Below are 16,259 nucleotides of genomic sequence, written 5' to 3'. Positions count from 1 at the left end.
TACCAAAATTCTTTATGAGTATGTTTGCACTTTTAACTTACACTATAAATGCGGAGTTATTCACTCCCTCATGTACTATATCATAACCGCAACGCTTTCTGTTGTAAAAGGAGAGGTATCGATGCGCAATAAAGCAAAAGATTTTCCAAACCAACATCATACTAAGTTTGAAGGCGAACCTCGAGCAAAAGCTGAGTACGCTTCAAAACGTGCAAATGGAACAATTAACACGCATCCTCAAGAACGTATGCATGCTTCTAATGAGCGCGAAGAATAACCGCTTGCTTTGCTTATTTGCTTAAAAATAAAAGGAATATAGAAATCAAACAAGCAGCACTACTTCGTGCTGCTTGTTCATCCCGTTATTTTTTCAACATGGAAATAGGCAATGCTTCTTCGTTTTGAGGCGCGCCAAGCCTAAATCCCCACGCAAAAACTCCGTTCATATAATCAATTTTAAAATATGAACCCGGATCTCCTTGAATTTCATATACTTCCCCTGCTTTAAACGTTTCGGGATCCAATAAATACGATCTTGCCATTGTTACTTTTCTTTCTAATACTGCATACTCATTGACCATGCCAAGCTGTTCAGCTTTTCGTGCTTTTTCTTGAAGAGACCCAATTTCTTGTTGAAGTTCATACGTCGTCATATCGCTGTAACGTTTTTCAGACATGCTGTTTTCCCCCTTGTTTACTTTCATTTTATTATAACAAAAGGTATAACTAAAGGGAGACTATGAAAAGGGAGTTTTGGGAATGAAAACAGTGCTAATCACGGGCGGTGCGACGGGTCTTGGAAAAGAACTCGCAAAACTTTACTCAAAAGACTACAACGTTATTCTAGCTGGACGCAATCAACAGAAATTAAATGAGGCGCAGCATGAGCTAGGAGACAACGTATATACGATGTCTGTAGATATTACAAAGTATGAAGAAGTAGGAAAATCTGTAGAAAAACTGCTGATGCAGCATTCAGTAGATATCCTTATCAACAATGCAGGCATTGGACATTTTGGTCCTTTGTCGGATTATACAAAACAAGCCGTCGATGAAGTCATCGATACAAATGTAAAAGGAACTATTTTTTTAACACAAGCGCTTATGCCTCATCTCTTGACGAGACCTGAACCTAAAGTTATGAATATCATTTCAACTGCAGGACTTCGCGGTAAAGCTAATGAAAGCGTCTATGTGGCAAGCAAATTTGGCGTAAGGGGATTTACAGAAAGTTTAAAAGTGGAATACCAAGATACCAGCCTTCATGTGATTGCAGCTTACATGGGAGGCATGAATACCCCTTTTTGGGATCACAACAACCACATTAAAGATAAAAGCCGATTGCGCTCGGCTTCAGAAATTGCTGAGATTATTTATAAACAGCAGAATGACTCAGAAGATATTTTGTTTTAAAAAAGAGTGAAACATAACTACATCAATCTAATCTAAAAATAAGCAAATTGTATAAATGATCTTATAGGAATCACTTATGACACAGCGGTTGATTTCCGTGCAGGACTTCGCTTTCCGGGGGTGGCCGGTGAGCCTCCTCGTCGCTTACGCTCCTGCGGGGTCTCACCTGTTCCGTTTTCCCGCAGGAGTCTTCGTCTTGCCCTCCAATCAACCGCTAGAAGCAACTAAATACATGAAGTTTACGTTTACCATCACAATGAAAAAATCCGAACGAGTTGGATTCTACATCAAGAATCTCGATTCATCGTTCGGATTTCCCTTCAACTAACATACTTTTGTCCCGCCTTTATTCCTCTTCAATAGAATCTAGAAATGATTGAATTTGGTCAATGGAGAATCCTTTTCTATAAAGAGCCTGCTTCATTTTTTGCTGATATTCCCAGCCTTCATACTTTGAAAAACGACGATGAGCTTTCATTCCTTGGTATTGCAGAGCTTCCCATGCCTCATCGCTTTCTTTTTCTGTATTCGTGCGCTGAAATGCTTCTTGAATAATAGAAAATGAATAGCCCTTCACTGCCAATGCTTGTTCCATTTTTTGTTTCATCATTACTTGAGATAATTTTTTATATTTCCCTTTTAACTTTTCAATTAATTTCACAGCAGTTTGAATTTGCTGTTCTTCAGGGTATTCACATAAACTAAGGGTAATAATGGAATCAGAAATCCCCTTTTCTTTTAATTCTCTTTGAATCACATTTGGTCCTTTTGATGTCGTGTTCATCTGAGTTAACACAAATGCTTTCGCAAACTCTTCATCATTTAAATAACGGTGGCTGACTAATTTCTGAATAACTTGTTGAATAATAGTAGAGTTAATTTCTTTTTTCTTTAAATAATCATGTACCTCTTTTTCAGAGCGCATTCGATAAGATAAGTAAGTGATCGCTAAATTATAAGCTTTTTTCTCATCATCTGCGTACTGAATTTCCGTTAATTCAAATTCATCAAGCTCACGACCTTTTTTCAAGTCATATTTGATGAGGACATTTTCGTCAACACCAAAGCCAAACTCTTCACCTTTACCGTAATCTAAATACACATTATAACGTTCACCGCTATTCTTTTGCGTTGTGATCTTTGTGACAACAGGCATAAACCTTCACCTCGTATTTCTTATTAAATTGATGGCTGAAGAACCGCCAAACGTATCATACACATTTTTATTTATCTCAATAAAGGAGGAAGTTCGTATGAAAATTGTTATTGCTGGAGGAACTGGATTCGTAGGTAAAGCTTTAACAAAACATTTTTTAACACAAAAACATTATGTATATATTTTAACACGCAATGCAGATAAAGCTGCAAGAGATCCGAAACTTAAATATGTAGAGTGGATGCAAGAAAACAGCCAACCTGAAGAGCATGTAGAAGGAGCAGACGTTTTTATCAATTTAGCTGGCGTTTCACTTAACAGCGGCCGCTGGACGGACGAGCGCAAAAAAGCCATTGTGGAAAGTCGCCTTTCTTCTACTCAAGAAATCCTTCGTATTATGGCTGCCTTACCCGAAAAACCGTCCCTTTATGTAAATGCAAGCGCGGTTGGTTATTATGGGACATCAACTACAGAAACGTTCACAGAAGCTTCTCCATCCATCGGCACAGACTTTTTAGCTGAAACGGTAAAAAAATGGGAAAATGAAGCGCTAAAAGCTATGGAACTCAATATTCGTACTGTTTTAACAAGGTTCGGCGTTATATTAGGCAAAGATGGCGGGGCACTCCCTTCTACTGCCCTTCCTTATAAATTATTTGCAGGAGGGACAGTTGGTTCGGGAGAGCAATGGATGTCTTGGGTGCACCTTCAAGACGTCGTCAAAATTATTGATTATTGTATTCATACCGAACAAATAGAAGGACCTGTTAACGTAACTGCCCCAAACCCCGTTCAAATGAAAGAGTTTGGAAAGACGATTGGAAAAGTGTTAAATCGCCCTCACTGGATGCCCGTACCTAGCTTTGGCCTTCAGCTGCTGATGGGAGAAATGAGTATGATTATTTTGAAAGGACAGCGCGTTTTACCTGAAAAATTGATTCAACAGAATTACATTTTTACATATACTGTATTAGAAGATGCATTGCGAGATTTACTCTAGTTATTTTCTGTTATTTACCTAAAACAGGTGACTAAGCTGCCGATAGATAGGAGCATCCTTTATGAAAACCATTCTCTTGAAAAATGCAACGCTCTATCCTATTACGTCAAAACCTATTTATAATAGCGATGTGCTCATTCAAGATGGAAAAATTGTTTTAATTGGGCCAAACTTGCAGCCTCCTCTTCAAGTAGAAGTCATTGACTGCAAACAGCGCTATTTATTCCCTGGATTTATCGATGTTCATACACATCTAGGATTATATGATGAAGGAACCGGCTGGGCCGGAAATGATGCTAATGAAACAATCGAGCCTATGACTCCCCATATCCGAGCTTTTGACAGCGTACATCCTTTAGATCCTGGGTTTAAAGATGCCATTGAAGCGGGTATTACGTCTGTACACATTATGCCTGGAAGTGCAAATGTGATCGGAGGTACAACGTCCGTTATTAAAATAGCCGGAACAAGTATTTCTCAAATGTTGATTCAAGAGACAGCTGGACTTAAGATTGCGCTAGGAGAAAATCCAAAACGAATCCACAGCCATGGCAATAAAGAATCCATTACACGAATGGGTATTATGGGGATGCTGAGAGAAGCCTTTTATCATGCAAAAAGCAGTGACAATAAAGATGATTTGCGAATTAAACCGCTCATTCAAGCACTGAATAGAGAGATTCCCGTTCGCATTCATGCTCACCGAGCCGATGATATTCTATCAGCTCTGCGCTTAGCAGATGAATTTGATTTAGACGTTCGTATTGAACACTGTACAGAAGGCCATTTAATTGCTAAAGAGCTGAGTGGAAGAAACTTAAAAGTAAGCGTGGGACCAACTTTAACACGCCGCTCAAAGGTTGAATTGAAGAATAAAACGTGGAAAACCTATCAAGCTCTCTGCAATGAAGGAGTAGAAGTTTCCATTACAACAGACCACCCTTATACGCCCATTCAGTACTTAAATATTTGTGCATCCATTGCCGTACGTGAAGGGCTCGAAGAACAAAAAGCATTAGAAGGCATCACGATTGCTGCTGCTCGGAATCTCCGTATTGATCAACGAATCGGCAGTATCGAAGCAGGAAAAGACGCTGATTTAGTGCTATGGAGCCATCATCCCTTTCACTACTTAGCAAAGCCCCTTTTCACCATGATAGATGGTAAAATATTATTTAAAAAAAATTAACATTTTACCTATTTTCTTTTTTTATTTTTTTTAGTATGATACGTTTAGAAGCATGTGAATTTCACAAAAGCATAAACATCACACGTTGACTTTTTATGTTTGTTGACTTGTAATGGGAAGGCAAATGGTGCGCCACCAGGTAACTGGTTCTAGTGGGTTCGATTCCCACCCCGAAATTTTTTTAATTATTAAAAAATTTCGAGGGTGGGGACTTGATTGGAGTCTGTATATACCCTCGATCAGGAGGGAAAAGTTATGTTAAAAAAACGTGACCTAAATGACTGTCAATCTCTATACGAACTCATGGTACATCCTGATGTCTTCCCTTTTGTTCGTCATAAAGCCCATTCCTATGAAGAATTTTTATTTGTGACTAAACAAACGATGGAAGCAGAAGATCATGGAGAAATTATTTCTCGCACGATTTTAGACGAATGGGGTAACCCTATCGGCACCATTAATTTATTTGATGTACAAGACCAAGCTGGTTTTTTAGGCACTTGGCTTGGCAAACCGTTTCATGGAAAAGGATATAATCAAATTGCAAAAGAAGCGTTCTTTAATGAACTGTTCTTTGAGTTAAATATAGAGCGAATTTTTATGCGAATTCGCAAAATTAATATTAGGTCTATTAAGGCTGCAGAAAAACTGCCTTATGCAGTACTTGCGAATGAAACACACAAAGCTTTATACGATGAAATTAATCAACATGAAGACGTATATGATTTATACGAAATTCCAAAAGACTTGTATACATTATACTACTTGCGTCACGAACAAGACGTTCAAGAAGATCACCAGCTTAAAGAAGCGTAAGAGTCTCTCCGTGTAACGGAGAGCTTTTTTTATGATTAAAAACGAGAGATTCTGGAAAAAATAAGTAGCATGATCGAAAAACGTTAATTGGAGGTTTTTTTATGTCTGAAAAGAAACGAAAAGAAAACGCAAAAAATACGTTAAGTAGCGCTCAAGAAATCTATTACGGCCGCGAGTTTAAAAAAGCAGACCGTGCAGGCGGCTACACGAAAAAATAAGTGAGGCAAAACATCTCTATCCAACGCTGGATCATACCAACGTCCTTTCTGTACACTCTGTATCGGAAGGACGTTTTATATTATGTAAAAATAATAACACGAAGATTTCAAGCGTATGATTTACGTTTTTTTAATACTCTACTATATCCACAAAGTTTACCCACAATTATGTGGATAATGTGTATAACTTTATTGGATATGCATATTACCGCTTTCATAACTTGAAATGACAGTGGGTAATTTTTATGTAAATTTTCTGAAAAAATGTGAATAGTGTGGATAAAGTTGTGAATATCCTATATAATTCAGCAGTTAACTTATTGTTAACCTGTGGATATCTTCTTTAGCACTTTCATTTATTTTAGTACTATCAAGGCTTTTGATATATTATAAGTATAATAATAAAAAGTAGGGGAAGTTCCCCTACTTTTTTATGATTGGAAACAATATATCCACACTTGTTCCTTTATCTAATTGACTAGAAAACGTCATCTGCGCGTGGTGAGCTTTAATAATCCGATAGCTGACCATCAGTCCTAAACCTGTACCTTTTTCTTTTGTACTATAAAAAGGCTCACCTATCTTCGCTAACCGTTCAGGAGGAATACCCTGCCCTTCATCAGCAAGCTGCAGCCAAAGGTGGTTTTCTTTTACTTTAACCGTAATATGAATAGCTCCTCCTTCAGGCATTGCTTCGATAGAATTTTTAATAATATTAATAAATACTTGTTTTAACTGATTTTTATCTCCATACACCTTTGGTAACTGGTCGTCCCTTTCAAATATGAAAGCTACTTCTTTTTCTGCTGCTTCAGGTTCAAGAAATGAGCACACTTCTTGAACAAGCGCTTGCATATTCAAAGATTCAACATTCATTACCTGAGGTTTTCCTAACATCAAAAATTCTTCTACGATTCCATTCATTCGTTCTAATTCAGTTTCCATGATATCTATATACAAAGTGTCTTTGGGATGTTGTTCTTTTAATAAGTGAACAAAACCCTTTAAAGAAGTTAAAGGATTTTTGATTTCATGAGCCACTCCAGCTGCAAGTTCTCCTACCACGGCAAGCTTCTCAGAAGTTCTAAACTTCTCTTCTGCTTTTTTACGCTCCGTAATATCTGTCGATACGCACAGCATTTGAATCACTTCCTGTTTTTCATTCATAATAGGAAGTTTTGCTGTTTCGACCCAGCGCCGGTTTCCTTTCGAATCTTTAAACTGTTCTTCTAATACCATCCCTTTTTGGGTACAGTTTGAAAACGCCCCTTTATATAAAAGATCTGATTGAAGGTTGAACTGATATTTATCAATTGATTGTCCAATTAAGTCATCAGATTTTTCACCTAAGAGCATCGCAAAAGATTCATTAACGAGAATGAACTCCCTTTTTTGATTGATAGCATAAATATAGCTTGGATTAATGTCAATGACTTGTCTTAAAAACGTTTTTTGTTCCTGCAGCTGATTTTCTTTTTGCTGTAAATTTGCTTTAGAATGGCGTATATAGCTAATCATTTCATTAAACTGTTTAGATAAAATACCGATTTCGCCCCGCTCAATTTCTCGTTCCGGAATTTTTTGATTAAAATTCCCGCGCGCTACTTGTCCCGCCAATTCATATAGTTTATGAATAGGATTCACAATTTGCCTTGCATATAACGCAGTAAAAAAAGAAAGCAGTAAAATCGTAACGCCTGAAACGATCCAAAGCGTTTTTTCAAACATTTCATAAGGCCTGTAAATTTCTTCAACGGGTAATTCAGCGACAATTCCCCAATCCAAAACAGGAATATATTCGAAAGACGCAAAGAAATACTTACCTTCGGTGTTCACAACGCGCTGATATCCTGATTTATGGTTCATCGTTTTCTGAACGATTTCATTTTTCTTAGCATTTTCACCGATTCTCTGTTTCTCTGGGTGAGAAATAATTCTACCATTGCGGTCTACAATAAATGTATAGCCGTTCTCTCCTATATCGAACGTTTGAAAGATGGATTGAAAACTTTTATTTTCTTCAATTCGCAGCGCTAAATTTATGACCTTTTTTACATTGTGCTGCCCATCCAAAATAGGAATCGCCATCACCACAATGTAGTGCTTTGTATCTGCTGAAACGACATCGCTTAAATATATTTTTTTGGTTCGCAGCGCTTCTTGAAAATATTTTCTTTTACTTAAGTTCACATGTTTCATATTCTTTAAATCATTCGGGTAATAATGCTCAACATACCCTTTTACATTAAAAATGGTTCCGCTATCGATATACGGTGAAATATTAACTATTTTCTGCAATTCTTTGTCTATTTCTTGTTCATCATCCGATAAAAAAATAGGATCTTGCTGTACCTCGTCACCCAGGCTCCAAATATCTTTAATGACGACGTTAATTTGCTCTTTCATTCTCTTGACGGTTTTATCAGTTACCTGTCGATATTGATCTTGAGAAATATTAGGCAGCATCACTCTTGAAACAATAAACATTAGCGTAAGTACGGTACAAATAAGAAGCACATTAATCGTGAAGATTTTCCAAAACGTATGAGATTTAAACCATTTCATGTTTGTTCACCTTAATCTAATGAAGTCTACCTCCATTGTACTGCAAAATGAAAACTTTTCCATATAAATGACGGAATTCCATCTTTAGACACAGAAGAAAAGCAATTTGTTCTACATTCCTATCAGAAAACTATGAGCTTTCTCACTGTGTTTTCTGTTAGAACAAATTTTTAGTTTTCTTCTATAAACTTTGCTTCCTGCATTTTATTCATGCAGTAGAAATCAATTATTTATCCTCCACTAAAAAGACCTCATCACGGAGTGATGAGGTCACAAATTTACTATATTCTTTTATAAAAAATCATGTTTATTCCCTGCTGATTTTCTGGCCTTTAAAGATTTATTTTCTTTTTCCTTCTAGTCCAGTAAAAAATAAATAAGAGAATAAACCAAACGGGCGTCAACAATAAGGCTGGGCGCGTCGCGTCAGAAAACAGCATAATAACAAGAATCACCGCAAACAAAGCTAGCACAACATAGTTTATAAATGGTGTTAACGGTGCTTTGAATGCTGATGCTGCATGCAGCTGCGGACGCGTCTTTTTATACCTTAGATGGCAAATAAGAATGATACTCCACACCCAAATAAAACAAATAGCGCTAATGGTCGTTACGATGCCGAAAGCTTGGTCTGGTATAAGTTTGCTTAAAAGAGCTCCCGCTGAAATGACCAGCGTAGATACAAACAATCCGTTGCTTGGTACGTGGTTTTTGTTCAGTTTTGCAAACTTAGATGGCCCTTGGTCATTTTTACTTAAATTATATAAGATACGGCTTGTTGAAAACATTCCGCTATTACAAGCAGAAGCGGCTGAAGTTAATACAACAAAATTAATAATTCCAGCAGCAAGCGGAATTCCGACTAAACTAAAGGTTTTAACAAATGGGCTTTCTGCTGCATTTAATTCCATCCACGGGTTAATAAATAAGAGGACGATAAGCGCTCCAACATAGAAAAATAAGATTCGCAGCGGAATTTTATTAATGGCCGATGGAATATTTTTTTGGGGATTTGATGTTTCTGCTGCCGATACCCCTACCAATTCAACCCCGACGTATGCAAATATAACCATTTGGAATGAAAGTAAGAAACCTGAAACCCCATTTGGAAACAGTCCTCCATGATTCCAAAGATTTTGAACAGTAACGGATCCCGCGTCTGTTTTAAATCCCATTACCAGCAAAATAACGCCAATAATAATTAATGCAAGAATCGTAATAACCTTTATTAAAGCAAACCAAAACTCTAATTCTCCAAATAATTTTACGGTTAATAAGTTAAGCCCTAATAAAATGACTACACAAATAAGTGCGGGAATCCACTGAGGAATATTGAACCAATATTTCACATATACACCAACTGCAATCACATCAGCCATAGCTGTCATGATCCAGCAAAACCAGTAGGTCCATCCCGTTACAAATGAAGCCCACGGTCCAAGATATTCTTCAGCAATATCCGTTAACGATTGATAACCTGCTTTAGACAGCAGTAGTTCTCCTAACGCTCTCATCACAAAGAAAAGCGCAATACCAACAATTAAATAAGCAAAGATGATAGAGGGACCTGCAAGCTGTATTGCTTTACCAGAACCTAAAAATAATCCCGTACCAATGGTTCCTCCAATCGCGATTAGCTGAACATGACGATTGGATAAATCCCTCTTTAATTCTCGTTGTTCCAACTCTAACTCCTCCTCTAACAATAAAACCTTTGATGCGATCGTGCGGACTACAAATAAAGTCCAATAAAAAAAGAGATTGGATGCGCTCCAATCTCATGGTCATAAGAATAACAAATATTATGGTACATGCTGACAATTAGTAACATGCCAAATAAATATCCGGTACTCTTCTGTCCTTTTGCCTGAGATTGTGAACCCTTCGGCGTCGCGAAACTATCGCGATCTCTCCAGAAGCTGCTCCTGCTATAGTGTGATCCATAGCAATCATAGCTTTCTACGTATTAAATTTTTCAATCAATAGAATGACTGTCGAATAGTTGTTTATTCTAATACCAGTTGGATGCTTTGTCAACAGGAAAGATTACTTTCATTTATTTACCTTCTTCAAAAGAAGGTAATCGAACAGGTTCAATCGTCAACTTGGTATCCTTTTCCGCACGCTACCTAAGTCCCCACGGAAACCTGAACACATTAAACGGATCGTACTTTTTATTCACTCTTTCTAATCTCTCTGCGTTGTCTCCAAAATACTCTCGCTCATAGTTTCTAAGGTTGCTGATAGGGAAATTTACATAGGAACCTACCGTAATACTTTTAGTATATTCAAATCGCTTGCGAAGCCAATCTCTGTTTGCTCTTGCATATGCATCTTCTGTCCATACAGACTGAAACCCCATAATATACCTGGCGTTCCTGTAGAAAAAGGCCGTTTCTCTTTTACCAACAAGGCGAATTTCTCCTCCTAGTGCATAAAAAGAAATCGCAGCATAAACAGAACCTTCTGCCGGACGCTGTATCAGCTCTGCAAGATTTTCAAGCTCACCAAGTGAATAACTTCTTTGCACAAACCTTCCCGTTGACTTAAATTTTTCAAATGGAGGATAGGTTGCTTCTACTTTTTTTACCGCTTCAAGAAAAGGTAATGATTCCAGCTCTATTCGGAACCCTTCTACTTCTGCAAAAGGCTGCAAAATCTTTCGAGCTCTTTCTGTGGAGCCGTAAAAGAAGCCGTTCGCAAATATGCCTAAACCTTCTCCTTCAGCATTATAAAAGCTTGCAACTAGCGTCATACGTTTGTCCAGTTCAGGCAGCCAGTTTTGCCTTATATTCATCACTTGTGCCTGTTTTTCCTTTGTAGTACCTACATAAAAAAAACGAACAAGCGTAACAGAGCTGTTCGTTGGCTTTGGAAGCTGAAACGTCATGCTTACCACAACGCCAAAGTTCCCCCCACCGGCACCTCGGCATGCCCAAAAAAGATCAGCGTTACAAGATTTGTTTGCCTTAATGAGCTTTCCTTCATAATTGACTAACTCTAGCTCTATCAAGCTGTCGCACCCTAATCCGTAAAGTCTGCTCGAAAGCCCCCAACCTCCACCGAGCGTAAAGCCAGACACGCCAACAGTCGGACACGTTCCTCCTGGAAACACATATCCGTTAGATCCGATGAAATCATACACTTCCGTATTTTTTGCTCCTGCTTCCATCTTTAAAATGTTTCGCTTTTTATCCAATTTCAACCCATTTAATCGACTAATATCAATGACTAATACACAGTCACCCGTAGAATATCCTTCATAATGATGACCGCCAGATCGAATACGAATATCAACACGATGCTTGCGCGCTCAGTGGATCGCATTCACAACATCCTGCTTTTTTTCACAGTATACAATCACAAGCGGAAATTTATCAATAGCGCGATTCCATTCCTGACGAGCTTCCTCATAAATCGAGTCTTTCGGCGTTACCACTTCGCCAGTAAGCCCTTTTAAAAACATTGAGTCCATTTGACCTCTGCCCCTCTGTACATACTTTTTGGTAGTTTTATTACTATAATATTCTTGATGGGTTAAGGGTGTGGATTTTGAGATAGAATTTGCGTTTATTATTTGTATAAAAAACATCAGTGTAGTTTATTTTAAATATATTAAAGCTGTGATGTAATCTCTCTTTGGTGATGTAACACTGTCCAAGACTAAACTTTATGGGAATTTCATTTCACTATACTAAGATATTTTTTATACTAAAAGAACAGATGTTGAGTTTTAACGATTTTTCCCACTAATAAGAGTACAGCTCAAAGAAAAAAGAGCAAAATCAAATCTGCCCTTTACTCTTTTTCTATTCATTTCTTTAACGTCAAACTCACCACATTCTCCACGTGTGCTGTATGAGGGAACATATCCACAGGCTGAATGTAATCAACATTATAAGCCTTCGACAGCTGCTGCACATCTTTCGCTAATGTGGATGGATTACAAGAAACGTAAACCACTTTCTTTGGCTTCACTTGTAAAATTGTTTTTAGAAGCTTATCATCACAGCCTGTTCGCGGCGGGTCAACGACGATAACTTCTGGCTTCCAGCCTTCTTTTACCCACTTCGGCATCCACTTTTCAGCTGGCCCCGTCACATATGTGGCATGTTCAAATCCATGATCTTTGGCATTTTTTCTCGCATCTACAATCGATTCTTCAATCGTATCCATTCCGCGAATTTCTTTGGCATCTTTAGCAAGCCATAAGCCAATTGTACCTACTCCGCAGTAAGCATCTACAATTTTTTCATTGCCTGTTAGCGCAGCTGCTTTTTTTACTTCATCATATAGCTTCACTGTTTGAAGAGGATTCAGCTGGAAAAATGCACGCGCTGAAAGTTCGAACGAGATATCTCCTAACGTTTCTTGAATCACCGACTTTCCAGCGAGTGTAAACGTTTCGTCTCCAAAAATAAGCGATGTTTTTTGACCATTTACGTTTTGCACGAGCGATTTCACTTCCGGTAGACGACGCTTAATTTCTTTAATCAACAGCTCTTTTTTCGGAATTTCTTGTTTAGCCGTGATCAAGACAATTTGTACTTCACCCGTTTCAAATCCTACTCGAGATACGATGGTACGTACAATACCACGGCGTTTGCGTTCATTGTAGATAGGAATTTGAAGATCTTGTAAAATTCGTTTTATTTCTTTTGTCACGTGATTCGTGGCTCCATGCTGAATAGGACAGTTTTCAATGTCAATCAATCGATGAGAATTCAGTCCATACAAACCAGCGATGACTTTTTGTTTATCCACACCTACTTGGAACTGTGATTTATTACGATAGCCCCAAGGATCTTCCATGCCAATTGTTTGGCGTGTTTTCGCTTCTACTTTTTTTAATGAACTGTGACGTTCGAACGCTTGCAGAACAATATCGCGCTTAGATTCTAGCTGACCTTCATAGGATAAGTGCTGAAGCTGACAACCTCCGCATTGTTCGTAAATAGGACAGGGTGCATCTACGCGATGAGGAGATTTTTTGCGAATTCGCTTGATTTTCCCTTCGGCAAACTTATGCTGAACATTTGTTGCTTCTACAACCACTTCTTCATTTGGTAATGCTCCCGGCACGAAGACGACTTGGCGCTTAAAATATCCTACACCTTCTCCATTAATACCGAGTCTTTTTATCGTCAACGGAAATGTTTGTCCTTTTTGAACTTTCATTTCAGTTTTTGGTTTATTCATGAGACCAACTCCGATTAGTTTAAATTCTTTATATAGTTATTAACGGTCTTTAGCTGCTTAAAACCTATTAGACCGTATCGCTTTAAAAAAGACATCAACGCATATTATAACACTTCAACAGCAAAAAACCGACAGGAGAAACATTCCCGTCGGTTTTTATCTTTATTTCGTTTTAGAAGGACTTTTCTTCATTTGTTTGCGTTCATTCATTAAATCATCAATACTTTTAAACGTATAGCCCTGCTTTTTTAAATCCACAATCGCTTGATCTAACGCATCTGCGTTATCCTTTGAAACGGTATGCAAAAGCATGATCGCACCTGGATGTATTTGAGCCATCATATTGTCGTATGAGTAGCGCCAGCCTTTTTGTTCATTCACTTTCCAGTCAACGAATGCAAGTGACCAAAATACATTCGTATAGCCCTCTTGCTTTGAAAGAGCTAGCGTTCGTTCACTAAATACACCTCTAGGTGAGCGAAGATACTTCATTTCATCATGACCAGTAATACTCTTGTATTCATCTTTTACTTTTTGCAATTCCTCTTTAAAACGTGCATCATCCACTTGAGTTAAGTCAGGGTGATGCCATGAATGATTGCCGACAATATGCCCTTCTTTTACCATTCGCTTAATTAACTTAGGCTCTTCTTTTAAATAGTGTCCTGTTACAAAGAACGTGGCAGGAACCTTTCTTTTTTTGAGCACGTCTAATACCTGCGGTGTATAACCATTTTCATAACCGTTGTCAAACGTTAAATAAATATTTTTTTTATTTGTATCTCCGAGGTAAAAAGCATCATACTTAGCAAGAATTTGTTCATAAGCTGTACCTGCGGATGCGGGCTTGTGATTTTTACTTTTTTGAAATCCCCAGCTGATCGGAGTGTTTGGATACATTTGTGCTTCAACAGATGCTATGCCTGTTGACATCACGAATAAAAAAACGAGAAAAAAGGTGAACCGGCGCATAAGAAGCTCCTTTCGGAAGTCATTTTACGCTTAGTATCCACTCAATTTTCTCGTTCATGAACGTTACTTTTTACCATACGTTCCGGACGTATGTTTATTTAAATACCGGTTCTTTAAATTGCTCAAGCTTTTCAAATGAAGACTTGTCTACATCCGCATGCAAGCTGTTTCCGTGTGAATCCATCGTCACTACAGCTGTAAAGCCTTCTACTTTTAAATGCCACATTGCTTCAGGAATACCGAACTGCATCAAATCAACGCCTTCTACGCTCTTGATACAATCAGCATAGTACTGTGCAGCTCCGCCGATAGCATTTAAGTATACGCCGCCATGCTCTTGAAGAGCAGCAAGCGTTTTAGGACCCATACCGCCTTTACCGATAACCGCGCGGATACCAAATTTCTTCATAATATCTCCTTGGTAAGGTTCTTCACGGATACTTGTTGTTGGTCCTGCAGCGGTTACGTGCCATTTTTCATCTTCGTCTTTTAACATAACCGGACCACAGTGATAAATGATTTGTCCATTTAAATCAATTGGCGCATCGTGATCTGTTAAATGCTTATGAATAGCGTCGCGTCCTGTGTACATCATACCGTTGATGCGCACCACGTCGCCAACTTTTAGTTCACGAATTTGCTCTTCTGTAATAGGTGCTTGTAATACAACTTCTTTTGTTTCATCTGCATTTTGTTTCTCTTCTGCGCCTGCATTTTTATTAAAATCTACTTCTTCGCCTTCTTGATACAGCCACTCTTGAACGCTTCCTGTATCGGCATTGATTTTAACGCCCAAACGGCGGTAAGCCCAGCAATTATACGCAACTGACACATAGAAGCTAGCAGGAATACGATTGATTACGCCGACTTTACAGCCAAGTAATGTCGTTTCTCCGCCAAAGCCCATTGTACCAATTCCTAACTTATTGGCATTTTCCATTACATACTCTTCTAATTCTTTCAGCTGAGCATTTGGATTTTCGTCATCTAAGTTTCGGAATAGCTGCTCTTTTGCTAATTCATAGCCTGTTGTACGGTCGCCACCGATTCCAACACCAATGACGCCGGCACTACAGCCTTGACCTTGTGCTTGATACACAGAGTGCATCACACATTTACGAATGCCGTCTAAATCACGGCCAGCTCTACCTAAACCTTCTACTTCACAAGGCAGGCTGTACTGAATGTTTTTATTTTCACAGCCGCCGCCTTTTAGAATAAGACGCGCATCAATATAGTTATTTTCCCACTGTTCAAACTTAATAACCGGCGTGCCGCCGCCTAAATTATTACCGCTGTTTTCTCCCGTTAACGAATCTACGGAGTTAGGGCGAAGCTTTCCGTGCTTTGTTGCTTCTTCAATTGCCCAATAAATTGCTTCTTTAATTTGAAGCTGATTCACTCCTACAGGGGCTTTAATTTTAAATGTTGGCATACCTGTATCTTGACAAATTGGCGATAAATTATCATCCGCCATCTTAATATTATTGGTAATGGTCGCTAAAGACATTGCTGCACGCGTTCCTGCATTTTCACGCGCTTTTGCCTTTGCGATAGCACGTCGAACGTCTTTTGGCAATTTTGTAGATGTTTCAACAATTAAATCGTACATGCTTTGTTTTAAAGCTTCAATCATCACTTAATTCCTCCCATATCCCGCTAATGTATGTATTTATCTATCTGTCGTACAACTTTCAAAATTTATTATACTCCTTCAAAAATTGTTTCGAA

The 16,259-nt window shown here is 38.3% G+C and carries 13 protein-coding genes, 1 pseudogene and 1 riboswitch; of the genes and pseudogenes, 6 read left to right on the top strand and 8 right to left on the bottom strand.

Going from position 1 to position 16,259, the window contains the following annotated elements; all coding sequences use genetic code 11:
* The first annotated feature begins 121 nt into the window (after positions 1 to 121).
* Positions 122 to 277: a small, acid-soluble spore protein K gene (locus LIS78_RS02065; protein WP_013055155.1), complete on the top strand. Its 156-nt coding sequence runs from the start codon at positions 122 to 124 to the stop codon at positions 275 to 277.
* Positions 278 to 362: 85 nt separating this feature from the next.
* On the opposite strand, the gene LIS78_RS02060 is transcribed toward LIS78_RS02065, so the two are convergent.
* Positions 363 to 677 (bottom strand): YfhH family protein, encoded by a 315-nt coding sequence (locus tag LIS78_RS02060; RefSeq protein ID WP_195781345.1) that lies wholly within the window; start codon positions 675 to 677, stop codon positions 363 to 365.
* A gap of 82 nt (positions 678 to 759) precedes the next feature.
* On the opposite strand from LIS78_RS02060, the gene LIS78_RS02055 reads away from it, so the two are divergent.
* Positions 760 to 1,413, top strand: coding sequence for an SDR family NAD(P)-dependent oxidoreductase (locus tag LIS78_RS02055; protein WP_209150850.1), 654 nt, complete (start codon positions 760 to 762; stop codon positions 1,411 to 1,413).
* A 346-nt stretch (positions 1,414 to 1,759) separates the two neighbouring features.
* Here the strand turns inward: LIS78_RS02055 and recX are convergent, their stop codons facing one another.
* Complete coding sequence (gene recX / locus LIS78_RS02050; RefSeq protein ID WP_028410123.1) at positions 1,760 to 2,569, bottom strand: recombination regulator RecX; 810 nt, start codon at positions 2,567 to 2,569, stop codon at positions 1,760 to 1,762.
* Positions 2,570 to 2,666: 97 nt separating this feature from the next.
* Between recX and LIS78_RS02045 the strand changes: the two genes are divergently transcribed.
* The 4 genes from LIS78_RS02045 to LIS78_RS02030 all read left to right on the top strand — a co-directional run bounded on the left by LIS78_RS02045 (position 2,667) and on the right by LIS78_RS02030 (position 5,792).
* Positions 2,667 to 3,569: a TIGR01777 family oxidoreductase gene (locus tag LIS78_RS02045; RefSeq protein ID WP_050688500.1), complete on the top strand. Its 903-nt coding sequence runs from the start codon at positions 2,667 to 2,669 to the stop codon at positions 3,567 to 3,569.
* Between the two features lie 61 nt (positions 3,570 to 3,630).
* Complete coding sequence (locus LIS78_RS02040) at positions 3,631 to 4,758, top strand: amidohydrolase (RefSeq protein ID WP_195781347.1); 1,128 nt, start codon at positions 3,631 to 3,633, stop codon at positions 4,756 to 4,758.
* Between the two features lie 255 nt (positions 4,759 to 5,013).
* A complete protein-coding gene (locus LIS78_RS02035; protein ID WP_013055149.1) occupies positions 5,014 to 5,574 on the top strand; it encodes a GNAT family N-acetyltransferase in 561 nt (186 codons plus the stop codon).
* Between the two features lie 101 nt (positions 5,575 to 5,675).
* Entirely contained in the window at positions 5,676 to 5,792 is a 117-nt protein-coding gene (locus LIS78_RS02030; protein WP_013055148.1) for a YfhE family protein, read from the top strand.
* A gap of 423 nt (positions 5,793 to 6,215) precedes the next feature.
* On the opposite strand, the gene LIS78_RS02025 is transcribed toward LIS78_RS02030, so the two are convergent.
* From LIS78_RS02025 to LIS78_RS02000, 6 genes and pseudogenes are all read right to left on the bottom strand, one after another.
* Positions 6,216 to 8,357, bottom strand: coding sequence for a PAS domain-containing sensor histidine kinase (locus tag LIS78_RS02025; RefSeq protein WP_195781348.1), 2,142 nt, complete (start codon positions 8,355 to 8,357; stop codon positions 6,216 to 6,218).
* A 332-nt stretch (positions 8,358 to 8,689) separates the two neighbouring features.
* Positions 8,690 to 10,042 carry an amino acid permease gene (locus tag LIS78_RS02020; protein WP_209150848.1) on the bottom strand — a complete coding sequence of 451 codons (1,353 nt, stop codon included), beginning with the start codon at positions 10,040 to 10,042 and terminating at the stop codon, positions 8,690 to 8,692.
* 160 nt (positions 10,043 to 10,202) lie between these two features.
* A riboswitch (glycine riboswitch) is annotated at positions 10,203 to 10,283 on the bottom strand.
* Positions 10,284 to 10,482: 199 nt separating this feature from the next.
* Positions 10,483 to 11,832 (bottom strand): annotated as a pseudogene (locus LIS78_RS02015) (FAD-binding oxidoreductase).
* 338 nt (positions 11,833 to 12,170) lie between these two features.
* Positions 12,171 to 13,556, bottom strand: a complete 1,386-nt coding sequence (rlmD, locus tag LIS78_RS02010) for a 23S rRNA (uracil(1939)-C(5))-methyltransferase RlmD (protein ID WP_209150847.1) — start codon at positions 13,554 to 13,556, stop codon at positions 12,171 to 12,173.
* A gap of 162 nt (positions 13,557 to 13,718) precedes the next feature.
* Positions 13,719 to 14,528: a delta-lactam-biosynthetic de-N-acetylase gene (pdaA, locus tag LIS78_RS02005; RefSeq protein ID WP_195781351.1), complete on the bottom strand. Its 810-nt coding sequence runs from the start codon at positions 14,526 to 14,528 to the stop codon at positions 13,719 to 13,721.
* Between the two features lie 94 nt (positions 14,529 to 14,622).
* Complete coding sequence (locus LIS78_RS02000; RefSeq protein ID WP_280640299.1) at positions 14,623 to 16,164, bottom strand: fumarate hydratase; 1,542 nt, start codon at positions 16,162 to 16,164, stop codon at positions 14,623 to 14,625.
* Positions 16,165 to 16,259: the final 95 nt, after the last annotated feature.

The organism is Priestia megaterium (assembly GCF_023824195.1).
Classification (GTDB): Bacteria; Bacillota; Bacilli; order Bacillales; family Bacillaceae_H; genus Priestia; species Priestia megaterium_D.
This window is presented reverse-complemented; position numbering and strand designations above follow the sequence as displayed.

What these genes read in the sequence shown, in the direction of transcription:
- LIS78_RS02065 (WP_013055155.1), top strand. Translation starts at nt 122, where the DNA reads ATGCGCAATAAAGCAAAAGATTTTCCAAACCAACATCATACTAAGTTT.
- LIS78_RS02060 (WP_195781345.1), bottom strand. Translation starts at nt 677, where the DNA reads ATGTCTGAAAAACGTTACAGCGATATGACGACGTATGAACTTCAACAA.
- LIS78_RS02055 (WP_209150850.1), top strand. Translation starts at nt 760, where the DNA reads ATGAAAACAGTGCTAATCACGGGCGGTGCGACGGGTCTTGGAAAAGAA.
- recX (WP_028410123.1), bottom strand. Translation starts at nt 2,569, where the DNA reads ATGCCTGTTGTCACAAAGATCACAACGCAAAAGAATAGCGGTGAACGT.
- LIS78_RS02045 (WP_050688500.1), top strand. Translation starts at nt 2,667, where the DNA reads ATGAAAATTGTTATTGCTGGAGGAACTGGATTCGTAGGTAAAGCTTTA.
- LIS78_RS02040 (WP_195781347.1), top strand. Translation starts at nt 3,631, where the DNA reads ATGAAAACCATTCTCTTGAAAAATGCAACGCTCTATCCTATTACGTCA.
- LIS78_RS02035 (WP_013055149.1), top strand. Translation starts at nt 5,014, where the DNA reads ATGTTAAAAAAACGTGACCTAAATGACTGTCAATCTCTATACGAACTC.
- LIS78_RS02030 (WP_013055148.1), top strand. Translation starts at nt 5,676, where the DNA reads ATGTCTGAAAAGAAACGAAAAGAAAACGCAAAAAATACGTTAAGTAGC.
- LIS78_RS02025 (WP_195781348.1), bottom strand. Translation starts at nt 8,357, where the DNA reads ATGAAATGGTTTAAATCTCATACGTTTTGGAAAATCTTCACGATTAAT.
- rlmD (WP_209150847.1), bottom strand. Translation starts at nt 13,556, where the DNA reads ATGAATAAACCAAAAACTGAAATGAAAGTTCAAAAAGGACAAACATTT.
- pdaA (WP_195781351.1), bottom strand. Translation starts at nt 14,528, where the DNA reads ATGCGCCGGTTCACCTTTTTTCTCGTTTTTTTATTCGTGATGTCAACA.
- LIS78_RS02000 (WP_280640299.1), bottom strand. Translation starts at nt 16,164, where the DNA reads ATGATTGAAGCTTTAAAACAAAGCATGTACGATTTAATTGTTGAAACA.